We start from the raw sequence: 17515 nt of genomic DNA on the forward strand, positions 1-17515 counted from the left end.
TGAAACACCCCTCCCTCGCGGGCTGCCTTTTGGGCGGCCCGTATTTTTTTGATGGCGGTGCCGGGCTGGTTTTATTCCGGGGTGGGCGCTGGCGCAGTCTGCGCGTCTGGTTTGGGCAAATGGGCCTGCGTCATGGTGGCAAGTTGGCCGTTTTGCTCAAGCTGTTCGATAAACGCATCCAGTTCGGGCACAAGGTCCCGGCAGGGGGATTTTTTGGAAAACATGAACATGACGGGATTTTGCATCAGCGGTTTTTCTACCATGCGAATTTGATCGCCAATATTATCGTTGATGATATTGGCCATGCCGTCAAACCGGCCCAGCATCACATAATCCACGCGATTGCTGGTAAGCAGATCAAGGATGCGGTTGCCCGTCGGGGAAAAGATGATGTCGAGGTAGTCCTCGGCGTAATGATCGAGAAAATCGCCATAACTGCCACCCTGAGGCCGTGCACCCCGGCGGTCAATAAGGTCGCGGACATGATCCACCAGAAAGGGCCGCTTGGCGCTTTGAAAGACCATGATATCGTCGGATGCATAGGGCTGCGAATATGTAAATTCACGGTCCCGTTCTTCGGTGAAATAGGCGCCGGCCATGGCATCAATCTCGCCGCTTGCCAGCATCAACATGCCCCGGTTCCACGGAATATCCAGATTTACATCCAGTTCCAGCCCGCGTGATGATGTAAATTCCCGTAAAATATCGACCGATACACCATGGGCAACGCCGTTTTTGTCCTGATAGGAAATTGGCTCCCATCCGGCGGCACCCGTTATATGCAGCTTCGTGCATGTTGCCGATGCGTTGGCACTTTCAAATGGCGACGAAATGGAAGCTTTGTTGGCCAAACTGCCGTTCAGGCCGGGTTGCGTTTGCAATACGCGCGCATTGCTGGTGGACGAAACCGACAGACCACCGGCAAGCAAAACCAGAACTGCAACGCCCCATTTCTTTCCCATATTACCGCCTGCCCGGAATGACCCATTACTGATCTAAATTGGCGTAAAGGCTGGAAATTCAACTATTCTTTAGAATGGCTATCAAGGCGGCATATGTGCTGTTCAGCGATAGCGGGCTCAATTCAACCCGATGCCTTTCAAAATAATTTGCACGACATTCTCCTTTGCTTTTGCAAACTGCTGGTCACTCAATGCCTGGTTGCCGTTGAAAATTTCAATCTGGCTAGAAAAGTCGGCATAGTGCTGGGTGGTGGCGAAGATCATGTACATCAGGCTGTAGGGTTCGACATTGTCCATTTTGCCTTCCGCGATCCAGCGGCGGATGATGCGCACCCGGCCATCGAGCCAGTCCTTGACCGTGGTGGAAATATAATCGGACGAGAATTTAGCCCCACGGACGATTTCATGTGCCCAGACGCGCGAGCCATAGGGGGTGCTGCGCGACAGGTCCATTTTGGCCTCGATATAGCCGCGCAGGATGGTGGCGGGGTCGGTGGTGTTTTCAAATGTCATGGCTGCTTCCAGCCATTGTGAGCAGACATTTTCGATCACGCGTCGATAAAGTGCCTCTTTGGTGGCGAAGTAATAATGGACATTGGCCTTGGGAACATTGGCAACCTCGGCAATGCGGGCGGTGGTGGCCCCCTTGAAACCGTAATCGGCGAAAACCCGTTCGGCAGCGGCAAGAATCTGGACTTCGTTTTCCTGGCGGATGGCGGCCTTGTGCGCGCCGTTGGCCGGCTTTGCAGTTGTGGTCATAACCCCTGTCCCGTCTTTCTATGTATTTATCTTGACCGTTTGGTCAGGTTAAAATAATCTCTGTTTTAACGGCTAAAAAGCAAGCTGAAATTTGCCAGGCACTTTACCATTGGCGGCCAAAGGCGCAAGAGCGTCAGGGCAGGTCGGTGATCAATCTGCCCGGCAGATAATAATAAATACAGGGATCGCTTCGATGTCATGCTCATACGGGTTTGTTGTGCGAAATCGGTACTGACAGCTACAGTCATTGTGCTGTAGTTTTTCATGTCCGGATCGCAGGGCCACGCCATGTGCGACGTGATTCTGTTTCCGGTTGGCAGATGATTGTAATTGTTTGCCAATTTGCGGATATGCCATGATCGACGAATCATCCGGGGCCTGCGCCCTGGAAAAGCCAAACCGGGTTCGGGAGACCTGATAAAAATGACTGCCGCCACATCATACAACCGCCCCAATGATCTGTCTGCTTTCTGGATGCCGTTTACGGCCAATCGCCAGTTCAAGCAGACGCCGCGCATGCTGGTTTCTGCCGAAGGCATGTATTACACTACCGATGATAATCGCCAGATCCTGGACGGGACGGCGGGGCTTTGGTGCTGTAATGCCGGGCACAAGCGCGCGAAAATCAACGAAGCCGTCCGCGCCCAGCTTGAAGAAATGGATTATGCGCCGGCCTTCCAGATGGGCCATCCCAAGGCGTTTGAACTGGCGACCCGCCTGGCACAATTGATGCCCGGCGACCTGAACCATGTTTTCTATACCAATAGCGGGTCGGAATCGGTTGAAACCGCCCTTAAAATTGCCATTGCCTATCATCGTGCGCGCGGTGATGGCCAGCGGACCCGCCTGATCGGGCGTGAGCGCGGCTATCATGGCGTGAATTTTGGCGGCATTTCGGTGGGCGGTATTCCGACCAACCGTAAAACATTTGGCACCATGCTGGGTGGGGTTGACCATATCCGCCACACGCACCTGCCTGAAGAAAACAAATTTGTGCGCGGCGAGCCGGAAAATGGCGCGTGGCTGGCTGATGATCTGGAGCGTTTGTGCGCCCTGCATGACCCCTCAACCATTGCCGCTGTGATTGTCGAGCCGGTTGCAGGGTCGACCGGCGTTCTGATCCCGCCGCAGGGTTATTTGCAGCGGCTGCGCGAAATTTGCACCAAACATGGCATTCTGCTGATTTTTGATGAAGTCATCACCGGCTTTGGCCGTATCGGTGCGCCGTTTGCCGTTGATTATTTCGGCGTGCAGCCTGACATGGTGACGACCGCCAAGGGCCTTACCAACGGCACCATTCCGATGGGCGCAGTATTTGCCACCGATGCCATCCATGATGCCTTCATGACCGGCCCGGAAAACATGATCGAGCTGTTCCACGGTTATACCTATTCGGGTAACCCGGTTGCCTGTGCAGCGGGCCTTGCAACGCTTGAGATTTATGAGGAAGAGGGTCTTCTGACCCGTGGCGCTGAACTGGGCAAATATTGGGAAGATGCGGTGCACAGCCTGGCTGACCTGCCGCATGTGAAAGATATTCGCAACCTGGGCCTGATTGGCGCGATCGAGCTTGAAAGCATCGAAGGCATGCCGACCAAACGGGCGTTTTTGGCCTTTTTGCAGGCATTCGAGAAGGGCATTCTGATCCGCACGACGGGCGATATCATTGCGCTGTCGCCGCCGCTGATCATTGAAAAATCGCATATCGATGAACTGTTTGGAACGCTGCGCGACGTTCTGAAGAACCTTGACTGATTTCGCACGGAAAGAAGAGTTATGAAACGTATTGAACATATCATTGGCGGCGAACATACCAGTGCCGAAAGCACACGGACAGGCGCCATCTTCAATCCTGCAACTGGGGAGCAGACTGGCGAAGTGGTGCTGGCATCGGAAGCCGATGTGAACACCGTTGTTGCCACCGCCAAGGCCGCGTTTGAAAGCTGGTCGGCAACACCGCCTGCCAAACGCGCGCAGGTGATGTTTGCCTATAAGGCGCTGCTGGAAAAACGGGCCGATGAAATTGCCAGCACCATTTCGGCCGAACATGGCAAAACCCACCCCGATGCCCTGGGTGAAGTGGCACGTGCACTGGAAGTGGTGGAATTTGCCTGCGGTATTCCGCACCTGTTAAAGGGCGATTTCAGCCGCAATGTTGGTACGGCCGTTGATGCCTGTGCTGACCGCCATGCATTGGGTGTTGTTGCCGGGATTACCCCGTTCAACTTTCCGACCATGGTGCCGTTGTGGATGATCCCGATGGCAATTGCATGTGGCAATACCTTTGTTCTGAAACCTTCGGAGCGTGATCCGTCTGCTGCCAATCTGGTGGTCGAACTGCTGCACGAGGCTGGCTTGCCCAAGGGCGTTTGTAACGTTCTGCATGGGGACAAGGTTGCGGTTGATGGTTTGCTGCATCATCCTGATGTGCAGGCAATCAGCTTTGTTGGCTCCACCCCGATTGCAGAATATGTCTATAAAACCGGTACGGCCAATGGCAAACGGGTGCAGGCGCTGGGTGGTGCCAAAAACCACATGATCGTCATGCCCGATGCCGATATCGACCAGGCCGTGGATGCGCTGATGGGCGCTGGTTACGGTGCGGCAGGTGAACGCTGTATGGCGGTTTCGGTTGCGGTGCCCGTGGGCGAAGAAACGGCAGACCGTTTGGTGAAGGCATTGGCACCCAAGGTTGCCGCCCTTAAAATTGGCCCGTCAACCGATACGGACGCCGATATGGGCCCGGTCATTACCGAAGCCCATAAAAATAAGGTGCTGGGTTACATCGATGCCGGTGTGAAAGAAGGCGCGGAACTGGTTGTTGATGGCCGTGGCTTTAAGCTGCAGGGCTATGAAAACGGTTATTTCATTGGTGGTTCCCTGTTTGACCGCGTAACCCCGGATATGTCGATTTATACCGACGAAATTTTCGGCCCGGTTCTGTCGGTTGTGCGTGCAGACAGCTATGACACGGCGGTTGATCTGATCAACAAGCACGAATATGGCAATGGCACCGCGATTTTCACCCGCGACGGTGATGCGGCACGCAACTTTGTTGACCGCATCCAGGTCGGCATGGTGGGTGTGAATGTGCCCATTCCTGTGCCGGTCGGCTATCACAGCTTTGGTGGCTGGAAACGGTCGATTTTCGGATCACACGGTATTTATGGCCCCGAAGCGGTTCATTTCTATACCAAGCTTAAAACCGTCACCATGCGCTGGCCGACAGGCATTCGCTCCGGTGCGGAATTCAACTTCCCGTCCAACGGGTAAGGGAATGAAAGGCGTGGCCCCATGCGGGCCGCGCCTTCTTGTTTTGGCTGGTCCCTGTGCGGTTCGGCCCTGAAATATCAGGTTTTCGCCATTGATGGTTTATGGTGGCGAAAACCAAAACAGCGTTCCGTTTCAGATCGGTAAAAACCGGCAGGAACGCGTAAATTATCAAGGAGGTATCTCGCATGTCGATGCTGAGAGGCGGGCTGATCCAGATGTCCTTGAAGGGCAGCACGGACCAGTTACCCGAAGAAATTCGCCAGGCCATGATCGAGGCGCATCTGCCCTATATCGAGGAAGCCGGCAGAAAAGGGGTACAGGTCCTGTGTTTTCAGGAAGTGTTTACCCAACCCTATTTCTGTCCGAGCCAGGATGCAAAATGGTACGCGGCGGCAGAAAAAATTCCCGATGGGCCCACCACGCAACTGATGTGTGAACTGGCTGCCAAACATAAAATGGTGATTGTCGTTCCGATCTATGAGGAAGACATTACGGGTGTTTATTACAACACCGCTGCCGTGATTGATGCCGACGGCACCTATTTGGGCAAATATCGCAAAACCCATATTCCGCAGGTTGCAGGGTTTTGGGAAAAGTTCTTTTTCAAACCGGGTGCGTCAAACTGGCCGGTTTTTGAAACGCAATATTGCAAGCTGGGTGTTTACATCTGTTATGACCGCCACTTTCCCGAAGGCTGGCGCGCATTGGCCCTTAACGGCGCGGAATATATTGTAAATCCGTCGGCCACTGTGGCCGGTGTTTCGGAATATATCTGGAAACTGGAACAACCGGCATCGGCCGTTGCCAATGGCTGCTATATTGGTGCAATCAACCGCGTCGGGCGGGAACAGCCATGGGATATTGGCGAGTTTTACGGCCAAAGCTATTTTGTTAATCCGCGCGGCGTGATTGAAAAAGAAGCATCACGTGATCTGGACGAATTGATTGTTCATGACATGGACATGGCACTGGTGCGTGAGGCCCGCAATAACTGGCAGTTTTTCCGCGACCGCCGCCCGTCGACCTATACCCGCCTGACAGACGGTAACTGATTTTTTCTGGCGAACGGCCCGTTCGTTCGCCAGTTTGTCCTGACCGGCATAGAGCCAGCCATATCACGACGATAGCAAATATCGCGTGATCAAGGCGGCCAGAAAACAAGCCGGCAGGGCCCAGGGCAATGTCCCTGAGGGAGGTTTTTGAGAGACATTCGATCAGGGGAATACCCATGACGTTAAAGGCAGTCGTCAATAATGTGGCGCCGATGGCCGCATCGAAGGATGTGGTTGTAGATATTCAGAAATTGTCGCTGACATTTCAAACCGCCGATGGGCCGGTTTATGCCCTGTCCGATGTGGATTTGACCATCAATCGCGGGGATTTTGTATCCTTTATTGGTCCGTCGGGCTGCGGTAAGACAACGCTTTTGCGGGTCATTGCCGATTTGGAGCGTGCGACCGCCGGTGATATCCTGATTAACGGGGTATCGCCCCAGCAGGCCCGCGAAGACCGGGCATATGGTTATGTGTTTCAGGCGCCGGCATTGCTGCCCTGGCGCTCGATTGAACGCAATGTAACCCTGCCGCTCGAGATTATGGAAATCTCGAAGGAAGAACGCGTCAAACGCGCCCACGAGGCCCTGAAACTGGTGGAACTGAACGGGTTTGAAAAGAAATTCCCCTGGCAGCTTTCAGGCGGGATGCAGCAACGTGCCTCGATTGCGCGTGCGCTAAGCTTTGATGCCGATCTGCTGTTGATGGATGAACCGTTTGGCGCGCTGGATGAAATTGTGCGTGACCATTTGAACGAACAGCTTTTGAAATTATGGGCACGCACCAATAAAACGGTCGCCTTTGTGACCCATTCCATCCCCGAAGCGGTCTTTTTGTCATCGAAAATTGTGGTGATGTCACCACGGCCCGGGCGGATTATTGACGTGATCGAAACCGATTTCGCCAAGGACCGCACCCTTGATATTCGCGAAACCCCGGAATTTCTGGAAGTGGCCCATCGTGTACGCGAAGGGCTGCGGGCAGGGCACAGCTATGACGACTGATGCCGCAACGCTGCCTCCCGCCGCCGCAGGGCCAACCCTGTGGGGGCGGATGATGAAGGGGCAAACCGGCCCGGTTTGCGTGATGCTGATCGGGTTGTTCGTGATCTGGTATGTCGGCGCGGTTTTCATGAATATGCCGGGCCAGTTGGACCGTTATGCGCGCGCCAAGCAGGACTGGAACGTTTCCCAGCTTGTCAGTGCGACACTGGAACAAGACCGGCCGGTATTGCCCGCACCGCACCAGGTGGCAGCGGAAATGTATAAAACCATTTTCGCAACCAAGCTGACCTCGAAACGGTCGCTGGTTTACCATACCTGGGTGACGTTATCGTCGACCCTGCTGGGATTTGGCATTGGTACGCTTCTGGGCGTTGTCCTGGCGGTTGGTATTGTCCATGTCCAGACGCTGGAAAAAAGCCTGATGCCATGGGTGATTTCATCACAAACCATTCCCATTCTGGCCATCGCCCCCATGATTATCGTTGTACTTGGTGCGCTTGGCTTAAAGGGGCTGGTGCCAAAGGCAATGATTTCGACCTATCTGTGCTTTTTCCCCGTCACGATTGGCATGGTCAAGGGGCTGCGATCGCCCGATCTGATCCAGCTTGATCTGATGCGCACCTATAATGCCTCGCGCTGGCAAACGTTTTTGGCCCTGCGCTGGCCATCAGCCATGCCGTTTTTGTTTGCCAGCCTGAAGGTTGCCATTGCGATCAGCCTGGTGGGGGCCATTGTGGGCGAACTGCCAACCGGTGCGCAATCAGGCCTGGGTGCACGTTTGCTGGCCGGGTCCTATTATGGGCAAACGGTGCAGATATGGGCGGCCCTGTTAACCGCGGCCTTTGTGGCGGCGATGATGGTGGTGGTTGTCAGCCTGTTTGAAAAACGGGTGCTTGAGCGCATGGGAGTTCGGGCATGACCGGAAAAATCGATAAATTCTGCCTTGTTGGCGCGGTCTTTGCGCTGCTGTCGCTGGTTTTTCCGCTGTCAGGTGTTGATATCGATACCGGCAAAAATGTTGCCTTTGTATCGGACCTGCCGGGCCTTGCCAGCGCAATGGTGGCCTGTGTCGTGACTGGTGTGTTTTTCACCTGGTATGGCGTCAACACTGTTTTGCGCGGATGCATCATTTTACTGGTGGTGGTATTTGGCGCATGGCAGGCGATTGCCACGCTTTATGGCCATGGGCTGGCGGGCTATGCATCCTATGGGTTCTGGATGTTTATCCTGTCCTTATGGGCGCTGGTGTGGCGCGGCATTGATGTGATTGCCAATTACCGCACCCTCGATCATGGCAAACAGCAAACGGCAAATGTGATTGTGCCGCTGGCCTTTGGCATCTGGCTGCTGTTTTTGTGGGAAGTCATCACCGCCGGTTTTGGCGTGCCGCAGGTATTGTTACCGCCGCCCAGCATGATTGGTGTGCGCTTTGTCAATTCCACCGACATCCTGTGGGATGATTTCCGCCAGACATTTTTGAAGGCGGTGCTGGCCGGTTACATTTTTGGTTGTGGCAGTGCGCTTTTGGTTGCCATTGCTGTTGACCGGGTGCCGTTTCTTAAACGCGGGCTGTTGCCGCTGGGCAATATGGTTTCGGCCCTGCCGATTATCGGTGTCGCGCCAATCATGGTGATGTGGTTTGGCTTTGACTGGCAGTCAAAGGCAGCGGTCATTGTGATCATGACGTTTTTCCCGATGCTGGTGAATACGGTATCGGGCCTGAATGCGGCCGGGCGGCTGGAGCGTGATTTGATGGCGACATATGCATCGGGTTACTGGTCCACGCTGTTTCGCCTGCGTTTGCCTGCGGCTTTGCCGTTTATTTTCAATGCGCTCAAGATCAATTCCACCCTGGCCCTGATCGGGGCAATTGTGGCCGAATTTTTCGGCACCCCGATTGTTGGCATGGGTTTTCGCATTTCCACCGAAGTCGGACGGATGAATGTGGATATGGTCTGGGCGGAAATTGCATTGGCAGCCCTCGCCGGGACTGCCTTTTACGGGGCCGTGGCCCTTGCGGAACGCAAGGTTACGTCGTGGCATCCATCGTTCCGGGTACGCCGCCATTAAGGCACAAAAAAAGGCGACCCGTCGGGAGGATTGAATTTCAACCTGTGGAGAGGCTTCAATAAAATGAAAAAAGTGTTTGCGACGGCTCTGGGGATGGCATTTGGCCTGACATCGCTTTCGGCGATGGCAGCAGACGAAGTGACCCTGCAGCTTAAATGGGTTACCCAGGCACAGTTTGCTGGCTATTACGTGGCCCAGGACAAAGGTTTTTACGAAGACGCCGATCTTGACGTCACCATCAATCCCGGCGGCCCGGACATTGCCCCGCCGCAGGTGATTGCCGGTGGTGGTGCCGATGTTGTGGTCGACTGGATGCCGTCCGCCCTGGCATCGCGTGAAAAGGGCGTGCCGCTGGTCAATATCGCCCAGCCATTTGCCAAATCGGGCATGGAACTGACCTGCCTGAAAGATACCGGCATTACATCGCCCAAGGATTTTCCGGGTCGTACCCTTGGTGTCTGGTTCTTTGGCAACGAATATCCGTTCTTAAGCTGGATGTCGAAATTGGGCATTCCGACCGATGGCAGCGAAAAGGGTGTGACGGTTCTCAAGCAGGGCTTTAACGTTGATCCGCTTTTGCAAAAGCAGGCCGATTGCATTTCCACCATGACCTATAACGAATACTGGCAGGTGATTGATGCCGGTATTCCGGCAGATGACCTGGTTGTTTTCAAATATGAAGACCAGGGTGTCGCCACCCTTGAAGACGGTCTTTATGTGATGGAAGACAAACTGAAAGACCCGGCATTTGTTGACAAAATGTCGCGTTTTGTTGCTGCCAGCATGAAAGGCTGGAAATGGGCGGCTGAAAACCCGGAAGAAGCCGCACAGATCATTCTTGATAACGATGCTACCGGCGCCCAGACCGAAGAACACCAGATCCGCATGATGAAGGAAGTTGGCAAACTTCTGAGCGCGGATGGTGTTCTGAGCGAAGATGCCTACACCCGCACCGTTGACAGCCTGCTTTCGGGCGGTTCTGACCCGGTTATCACGAAAAAACCGGAAGGTGCCTGGACCCATGCGGTCACCGACAAAATGTAAGCCACGCGCTGCATAACATGTATCTGGCCCGGCGGCTGCCCCGATGGTTGCCGGGCCGTTCCCTGAAATTTCAGGGCAGGGTGCCCTGTTTCATTCGCACCCTTCAAACCCGATACCGATATACAAGGAGCCACCCATGTCCATGGTTATTCGTGGCGGGACCATTGTTACCGCAGACCTGACCTATGAAGCCGATATTCTGATCGAAGACGGCAAAATTGCCGCGATTGGCAAGGATCTTTCGGGCGACAAGGTGATTGATGCCGATGGCTGCTATGTCATGCCTGGCGGGATTGATCCGCATACGCATATGGAAATGCCTTTCATGGGCACCTATTCGGCGGATGATTTTGAATTTGGCACCAAGGCCGCCGTTTCCGGCGGCACAACCATGGTCGTGGATTTTTGCCTGCCTTCGCCGGACCAGTCCTTGCTGGAGGCCTTGCAGGCCTGGGATAACAAATCATCCAAGGCGGTGTGCGATTATTCCTTCCATATGGCGATTACGTCCTGGAGCGAGCAGATTTTCAACGAAATGAAAATCGTGGTCGAGGAAAAGGGCATTAACACCTTCAAACATTTCATGGCCTATAAAGGGGCCTTGATGGTTGATGATGATGAAATGTTTGCATCATTTTCGCGCTGTTCGGAACTGGGCGCCATGCCGCTGGTTCATGCGGAAAATGGCGATGTTGTTGCCACCCTGCAGCAACGTTTGCTTGATGCTGGTAATAACGGGCCGGAAGCCCATGCCTATTCCCGCCCGGTCGATGTGGAAGGCGAGGCATGTAACCGTGCCATCATGATTGCCGATATGGCCAATGTGCCGCTTTATATTGTGCATGTATCCTGCGAACCGGCCCATGAGGCCATTCGCCGGGCGCGCCAGAACGGCAAACGTGTTTTTGGCGAACCACTGATCCAGCATCTGGTCCTTGATGATAGCGAATATGCCAACCCGGACTGGGACCATGCGGCACGCCGGGTTATGTCCCCGCCATTCCGCAGCAAACTGCATCAGGATGGTTTGTGGAATGGCCTGGCATCGGGCAGCCTGCAGGTGGTGGCAACCGACCATTGCGCCTTTACATCCGATCAGAAACGCATGGGTCTGGGCGATTTCACCAAAATCCCGAATGGCACCGGCGGCCTTGAAGACCGCATGCCGCTTTTGTGGACCTATGGGGTCAATACCGGCCGTTTGACGCCGAATGAATTCGTTGCCGTTACCTCGACCAATATTGCCAAAATCCTTAATATCTATCCGCGCAAGGGGGCCATTCTGGTTGGTGCGGATGCTGATCTGGTGGTGTGGGACCTGAAAGCATCGAAAACCATTTCGGCCAAACACCAGGTTTCGTCGATTGACTATAACGTGTTTGAAGGCATGGAAGTCACCGGCCTGCCGCGTTACACCCTAAGCCGTGGTCGTATCGCAGCCGAGGAAGGCGTGGTTCTTGCCAAATGCGGTGATGGTGAATTTGTTCCGCGTAAACCATACCCGGCAGTGAACAAGGCCCTGTCGAAATGGAAAGAAATTACCGCCCCGCGCAAGGTTGAACGCAAGGCGGAAAACATGCCTGCAGGCGTGTAACCCTATTGCAGGCAATTATGCCGTTTCCTGATTGGCTGTGCATTTGACAAAACAAAACCCCGTCCGATTGATTTGGGCGGGGTTTTGTGTGTTAGCGGTGATGCATAAGGCCAGATAACGGCGTTTGGTTATCTGCCGATCCGGGTTTTGGCCAGTGTGATGATGGCATCGGTTGTGATGCCAAATTCTGCATACAGGCGTTCAGCCGGGGCGGATGCCCCAAAACCCGGCATGCCGATAACATTGGCCTCGCGATCAACATAGCGGGTCCAGCCAAAGGCGGACGCGGCCTCAATTGCAATACGCGGGGCAGTGCCAAGGACGCTTTCGCGGTATTCTTCGGGCTGTGCGTCGAACAGTTCCCAGCACGGCATGGAAACAACGGTTACGGCGTAACCTTCGTTATGCAGTTTTTCGGCGGCTTCAATGGCCAGGGCAACTTCGGTGCCGGTTGCAAGTAGGGTGACATCGCGGCCTTCGCCATATTGCCGAAGGATATAGGCACCCTTTTCACTTAAATTTTCCGGCCCGGATTCGCGCAATTGTGGCACGTTCTGGCGCGATAATGCCATTAGCGATGGTGTTGCGTGGGATCGCAGGGCAATGTCCCATGTCTCAAGTGTTTCAACGGCATCGGCCGGGCGAAACACATTCAGGTTGGGAATGGCACGCAGGGATGCCAGATGTTCGACCGGCTGATGGGTTGGCCCATCTTCGCCAAGGCCGATGGAATCATGGGTCATGACATAGGTAACGCCAAGCCCCATCAGCGCGGACAGGCGAATGGCATTGCGCGCATAATCGGAAAATACCAGAAAAGTCCCGCCATAGGGTTTGAAACCCCCATGCAGTGCAAGCCCGTTCATGGCGGCTGCCATACCAAATTCGCGCACGCCATAGCCAATGTAACGTCCCGGCATTTCGGCGGTATATTGGCGATCAACCGCCCCCACACGTGTCAGGTTTGATCCCGTCAAATCGGCACTGCCGCCGATCATGGCGGGCACGGCAGCAGCAAGGCTTTCCAGTGCGATTTGCGATGCCTTGCGGGTGGCAACATTTTGCGGCTTGGCAAACAGGTCACTGCGGGCCCTTTGCACATCGGCGGCGTAATTTTCCGGTAATTTGCCTGAAACACGGTCGTTAAAGGCTTTGGCATCGGCTGATGCGGCGAGGGTGGCTTCCCAGGCTTTGCGTTCTTTTGCACCACGCGCGCCAATTTCCTGCCAGCTTGCGGCAAGGTCCGCCGGGATATCAAAGGGTGCTGCATCCCAGCCAAGGGCGGCCTTTGCCAGCGCGCCTTCTTCGTCCCCAAGGGGGGAGCCATGGGCCTTTGCCGTGCCTGCCCGGTTGGGGGCGCCAAAACCGATGGTGGTTTTCATCGCAATCAGGGTGGGGCGGCTGGTTTCGGCCCTGGCGGCGGTCATCGCGGCATCAAGTGCGGTTGCATCATGCCCATCACAGCTTATGACGTGCCAGCCACAGGCGCGGAAGCGTGCCGGGACATCTTCGGAAAAGGAAACCGATGTCGGACCATCAATGGTGATGTCGTTGTCATCATAAAGAAGGTTAAGTTTGCCAAGTTGCAAATGCCCTGCCAGCGAAATGGCTTCCTGGCCGATCCCTTCCTGCAAACAACCATCCCCCAGCATGACCCAGGTGCGATGATCAACCAGGCCGGGGAACTCGGCGGCCAATGCCCGTTCGGCCAATGCCATGCCAACAGCAGTGGCAAGACCCTGCCCGAGTGGACCGGTGGTGGTTTCAACGCCCTTGGCATGGCCCCATTCCGGGTGACCTGCGGTAATGGCACCCCATTGGCGGAAATTGCGGATCTGATCGATGGTCATGTCTTGATAACCGGTCAGATGCAACAGGCCATAAAGCAGCATGGATGCATGGCCGTTTGACAGCACAAAACGGTCGCGATCGGGCCAGTCGGGTGCGGATGCATCAAATTTCAGATGTTTGCGAAACAGTACCGTGGCTGCATCGGCCATGCCCATTGGCGCACCGGGATGGCCGGAATTGGCGGCATTGACCGCATCAATGGCCAGCGCGCGCAGGCAATTGGCAAGGGCGAAATTTTCGGGGTCGATGGCGGCTTTGGCCGCGATTTGGGATTGAGCGTTCATGTGTTCCTCCTGTGTTGGGAAGGCTAACAGCGGCGATGTGATCTAACAATCAAAAATAACAAACTAACAAAATAATTGTTGAATTTAACATCAATAGTGTTATTTCTTCCAAAACAGAACAAAGGAGGGTCCGTCATGTCCGAGGTATGGATCGGCACCAGTTGGAAAATGAACAAGACATTGGCCGAGGCGCTTGTCTGGGCCGAAGGTATTGCGAAAGCCGACCTGTCTGAGCGCATTCAAAGTTTTGTCATTCCGCCCTTTACCGCGGCACGGCAGGTAAAAGATGCCCTGAGCAATAGCCCGGTTCTGGTCGGTGCACAGAATATGCACTGGGCGGACCAGGGTGCATGGACCGGCGAAATTTCCGCGCCGATGCTGGTGGATTGTGGCCTTGATATTGTTGAACTTGGCCATTCCGAACGGCGTGAACATTTTGGCGAAACAGACGAAACCGTTGGTTTGAAAACCGAAGCCGCCGTCCGCCACGGGTTGATCCCGCTGATTTGCATTGGTGAAACCCTGCAGGACCGCGAACAGGGCCAGGCCGCCGAGATATTGGCACGCCAAGTGCGCGGTGCCCTTTCAAAATTAAGTGATCCGCAAAAGCAGGCTGAAATCTGGCTGGCATACGAACCGGTATGGGCGATTGGCGAAAACGGTATTCCCGCCACGGCGGATTATGCCGATGCCCGGCAGGCCGAAATTATTGCCATCGCGCAGGAGGTTCTTGGCCGGCGTGTGCCCTGCCTTTATGGCGGGTCGGTTAACCCGGAAAACTGTGCGGAGCTGGTGACCTGCCCGCATATTGATGGCCTGTTCATTGGCCGGTCCGCCTGGGATGTGACGGGATATCTCGACATTTTAATGCGCTGCGATGCCGCGCTGAACGCACAAGCCTGAAACGCCAAAACGGAGGAACTGACATGAAAATCGCAGTGGCCGGCGACAGCGCCGGTGAAGGTCTGGCCAGGGCATTGGCCGAATATTTAAGCCAGAACCCGAATTACGAAGTTACCGAAGCCTCGCGCACTGATGCTGGCCCGGATGCCTTTTATGCCAACCTGTCTGACCGGGTGGCATCGGCGGTAAAGGCCGGCACCTATGACCGCGCCATTTTATGCTGTGGTACGGGCATTGGCGTATGTCTGGCAGCAAACAAGGTGCCGGGTATCCGTGCGGCGCAAACCCACGATACCTATTCGGCGGGCAAGGCGGCGACATCGAACAATGCCCACATCATCACCATGGGCGCACGGGTTGTTGGCACCGAACTTGCCAAGGATATTGCCGATGCCTTCCTGTCCGCTGCCTTTGACCCGCAGGGTAAATCGGCAGGCAATGTGCAGGCGATTGACGCGGTTGACGCCAAATACCATACGGCCTGATGGGCAGGTGATAGCGCCGGGCATGGGGTAGCGGCCATTTGAAATGCGGTGATCAGCCTGTTCGCCGCATTTCGTCGCCGACGGATTGATATTTTTGATGGTCTTTGCCGTTGGGACACAGGCTATGCCGCTCTGTTGCGCCAGGTCAGATCTTGGTGCGCAATAACAATGCTGATCTGCTAGGATGCCCGGCCCTTATCAATTATGGATTTTCCGACATGCTGACATTACCGACTGATCGTCCGTCCGAGGCGGCGATCCTTCATGCCTGCTTGCCTGATGGTGCCCTTGGCAGCCTTATTGATGCGATTGCCAGTGCCTTGCCCGCCATTGCCGCCCGGTTGGCTGCGGGCAAACTGCCGGGCGACCCGGCGGCCCTGTGCGGGGAAAATGAAAGTGGCGATGCGCAAAAGGCGTTAGATGTTGGCGCGCATAACCATATCCTGGCCGTGTTAAAGGGGCGCGGTGTGCGCCACATGCTGTCGGAAGAAGCCGAACAGGTTGAACTGCTGGACCCGGCAGGGGCGTTTGACATTGCAATTGACCCAATTGACGGTTCCGGGTCGATTGGCATTGGCGCGCCATTGGGCATGTTATTTGTCATTTACCCGACCGGCCCGGCTGATTTTCGCCGTAAAGGCAGCGAGGCAGTGGCTGCCGGTTATGCATCCTTCGGGCATTCCCTTGATTTTGGCTTTACCACAGGGCAGGGCGTGCAGATCGCCACCCATGATGGCCAGGATTTTCGCATGACGGCACGCGATGTTCGCCTGAAACCGGCGGCATCGACCATTGCCTATAACGCATCGAATGAACGCCACTGGTCACCGGGCCTGAAACAGTGGGCGGCGGATTTGCGCGCTGGTGCCGATGGCCCGCGCGGACGTGATTTTAACATGCGCTGGCTGGCGGCGGCTGTGGGTGAATTACACCGTATTTTGCTGCAGGGCGGGGCGTTTTTATACCCGGCGGACCAGCGCAAAAACTATCGCCAGGGTCGTTTGCGCCTGGCCTATGAAGCCGTGCCGATTGCCTGCCTGATCGAGGCAGCAGGCGGGCGCGCCACCAATGGCACCGACCGTATTTTGGACCTGATTGGGCAAACACCGCATCAGAATGTGCCGCTTGTTTTTGGCGCAGCCGAAGAAGTTGACATCATTGTAAAATATATAACCGAGGAGACATGATTAATGGCCCGCATCACGCTTCGCCAGTTGCTCGACCACGCTGCCGAACACGGCTATGCCGTGCCGGCCTTTAATATATCGAACATGGAAATGGGCCTTGCGATTATGAATGCGGCACGCAAGGCCAATGCACCGGTTATTCTGGCGGCTTCGCGCGGGGCGCGGGCCTATGCCGGGGACCGGTTACTGGCGCGCCTGATTGACGGGCTTGTTGAAACCTTTCCGGAAATTCCGGTTTGTATGCATCTTGATCACGGTAACAATCTTGCGACCTGCGCAACTGCGATCCAGCACGGTTTTACATCGGTGATGATGGATGGCTCCCTGCTGGCCGATGGTAAAACGCCGGCTGATTACGACTATAACCGTGACATCACCGCGCGCGTTGTTGCCATGGCCCATGCCTGTGGTGTGTCGGTCGAGGGTGAACTGGGCGTTCTGGGGTCGCTTGAAACCGGGATGGGGGACCAGGAAGACGGGCACGGGGCAACAGAAAAACTTTCTGAAGACCAGCTTTTGACCGACCCGGAAGAAGCCGAACGTTTTGTGCGCGAAACCAGGGTGGATGCCCTGGCGGTTGCCATGGGCACCAGCCACGGGGCCTATAAATTCACCCGCAAACCCGATGGTGATATCCTTGCCATGAATGTGATCGAGGAAATCAACCGTCGCCTGCCCAATACGCATCTGGTGATGCATGGATCATCATCCGTACCCGAAGAATTGCGCCAGTTGATAAACAATTTTGGCGGCGATATGCGCCCGACCTGGGGCGTTCCGGTCGAAGAAATCCAGCGTGGTATTCGTTCGGGTGTGCGCAAGGTGAATATTGATACCGATAACCGCATGGCAATGACCGCAGGTGTGCGCCGGGTTCTTGCCAATGACCCCGGCGAATTTGATCCGCGCAAATATTTGAAAGAAGGCACCGCCCTTATGATGGAACTGTGCCAGGCCCGGTTTGAGGCCTTTGGCACCGCCGGGCAGGCTGATCGCATCAAACCATTGTCGTTAGAGGCAATGGCATCAGCCTGACGGGCTGAACAT

The 17515-nt window shown here is 55.2% G+C and carries 15 protein-coding genes; 12 read left to right on the top strand and 3 right to left on the bottom strand.

The window, feature by feature from the left end; translation table 11 throughout:
- Positions 1-71 precede the first annotated feature (71 nt).
- Both CSC3H3_RS22345 and CSC3H3_RS22350 read right to left on the bottom strand, forming a co-directional pair.
- A complete protein-coding gene (locus CSC3H3_RS22345; protein ID WP_101286593.1) occupies positions 72-962 on the bottom strand; it encodes a substrate-binding periplasmic protein in 891 nt (296 codons plus the stop codon).
- Between the two features lie 117 nt (positions 963-1079).
- The gene (locus CSC3H3_RS22350; protein WP_101286594.1) at positions 1080-1721 is read right to left on the bottom strand and encodes a TetR/AcrR family transcriptional regulator; all 642 of its coding nucleotides are present in this window, start codon (positions 1719-1721) and stop codon (positions 1080-1082) included.
- A 423-nt stretch (positions 1722-2144) separates the two neighbouring features.
- Between CSC3H3_RS22350 and aptA the strand changes: the two genes are divergently transcribed.
- The 8 genes from aptA to hydA all read left to right on the top strand — a co-directional run bounded on the left by aptA (position 2145) and on the right by hydA (position 11758).
- Positions 2145-3476 (top strand): omega-aminotransferase AptA, encoded by a 1332-nt coding sequence (aptA, locus tag CSC3H3_RS22355; protein WP_101286595.1) that lies wholly within the window; start codon positions 2145-2147, stop codon positions 3474-3476.
- 21 nt (positions 3477-3497) lie between these two features.
- Positions 3498-4994: a CoA-acylating methylmalonate-semialdehyde dehydrogenase gene (locus tag CSC3H3_RS22360; protein ID WP_101286596.1), complete on the top strand. Its 1497-nt coding sequence runs from the start codon at positions 3498-3500 to the stop codon at positions 4992-4994.
- Between the two features lie 185 nt (positions 4995-5179).
- The gene (locus tag CSC3H3_RS22365; protein WP_101286597.1) at positions 5180-6046 is read left to right on the top strand and encodes a nitrilase-related carbon-nitrogen hydrolase; all 867 of its coding nucleotides are present in this window, start codon (positions 5180-5182) and stop codon (positions 6044-6046) included.
- A 212-nt stretch (positions 6047-6258) separates the two neighbouring features.
- On the top strand, positions 6259-7050 hold the full coding sequence (locus CSC3H3_RS22370; RefSeq protein WP_101286876.1) for an ABC transporter ATP-binding protein: 792 nt from the start codon (positions 6259-6261) through the stop codon (positions 7048-7050).
- On the top strand, positions 7040-7969 hold the full coding sequence (locus CSC3H3_RS22375; protein WP_101286598.1) for an ABC transporter permease: 930 nt from the start codon (positions 7040-7042) through the stop codon (positions 7967-7969). Before CSC3H3_RS22370 ends, CSC3H3_RS22375 begins: the two co-directional genes overlap by 11 nt.
- Positions 7966-9120, top strand: a complete 1155-nt coding sequence (locus CSC3H3_RS22380; protein WP_101286599.1) for an ABC transporter permease — start codon at positions 7966-7968, stop codon at positions 9118-9120. The genes CSC3H3_RS22375 and CSC3H3_RS22380 overlap by 4 nt, the downstream gene beginning before the upstream one ends.
- 63 nt (positions 9121-9183) lie before the next feature.
- Positions 9184-10164: an ABC transporter substrate-binding protein gene (locus tag CSC3H3_RS22385; RefSeq protein WP_101286600.1), complete on the top strand. Its 981-nt coding sequence runs from the start codon at positions 9184-9186 to the stop codon at positions 10162-10164.
- Between the two features lie 136 nt (positions 10165-10300).
- Positions 10301-11758, top strand: coding sequence for a dihydropyrimidinase (gene hydA, locus CSC3H3_RS22390; protein WP_101286601.1), 1458 nt, complete (start codon positions 10301-10303; stop codon positions 11756-11758).
- Between the two features lie 128 nt (positions 11759-11886).
- Here the strand turns inward: hydA and tkt are convergent, their stop codons facing one another.
- A complete protein-coding gene (tkt, locus tag CSC3H3_RS22395; RefSeq protein ID WP_101286602.1) occupies positions 11887-13893 on the bottom strand; it encodes a transketolase in 2007 nt (668 codons plus the stop codon).
- A gap of 135 nt (positions 13894-14028) precedes the next feature.
- Here tkt and CSC3H3_RS22400 point away from each other — a divergent pair, with 135 nt between their 5' ends.
- The 4 genes from CSC3H3_RS22400 to fba all read left to right on the top strand — a co-directional run bounded on the left by CSC3H3_RS22400 (position 14029) and on the right by fba (position 17503).
- The gene (locus CSC3H3_RS22400; RefSeq protein ID WP_101286603.1) at positions 14029-14796 is read left to right on the top strand and encodes a triose-phosphate isomerase; all 768 of its coding nucleotides are present in this window, start codon (positions 14029-14031) and stop codon (positions 14794-14796) included.
- 23 nt (positions 14797-14819) lie between these two features.
- On the top strand, positions 14820-15281 hold the full coding sequence (gene derI / locus CSC3H3_RS22405; RefSeq protein ID WP_101268548.1) for a D-erythrulose-4-phosphate isomerase: 462 nt from the start codon (positions 14820-14822) through the stop codon (positions 15279-15281).
- Between the two features lie 218 nt (positions 15282-15499).
- Positions 15500-16468 (top strand): class 1 fructose-bisphosphatase, encoded by a 969-nt coding sequence (locus CSC3H3_RS22410; RefSeq protein ID WP_101286877.1) that lies wholly within the window; start codon positions 15500-15502, stop codon positions 16466-16468.
- A gap of 3 nt (positions 16469-16471) precedes the next feature.
- Positions 16472-17503, top strand: coding sequence for a class II fructose-bisphosphate aldolase (gene fba, locus CSC3H3_RS22415; RefSeq protein WP_101286604.1), 1032 nt, complete (start codon positions 16472-16474; stop codon positions 17501-17503).
- Positions 17504-17515: the final 12 nt, after the last annotated feature.

The sequence above is a fragment of the Thalassospira marina genome, assembly GCF_002844375.1.
Classification (GTDB): Bacteria; Pseudomonadota; Alphaproteobacteria; order Rhodospirillales; family Thalassospiraceae; genus Thalassospira; species Thalassospira marina.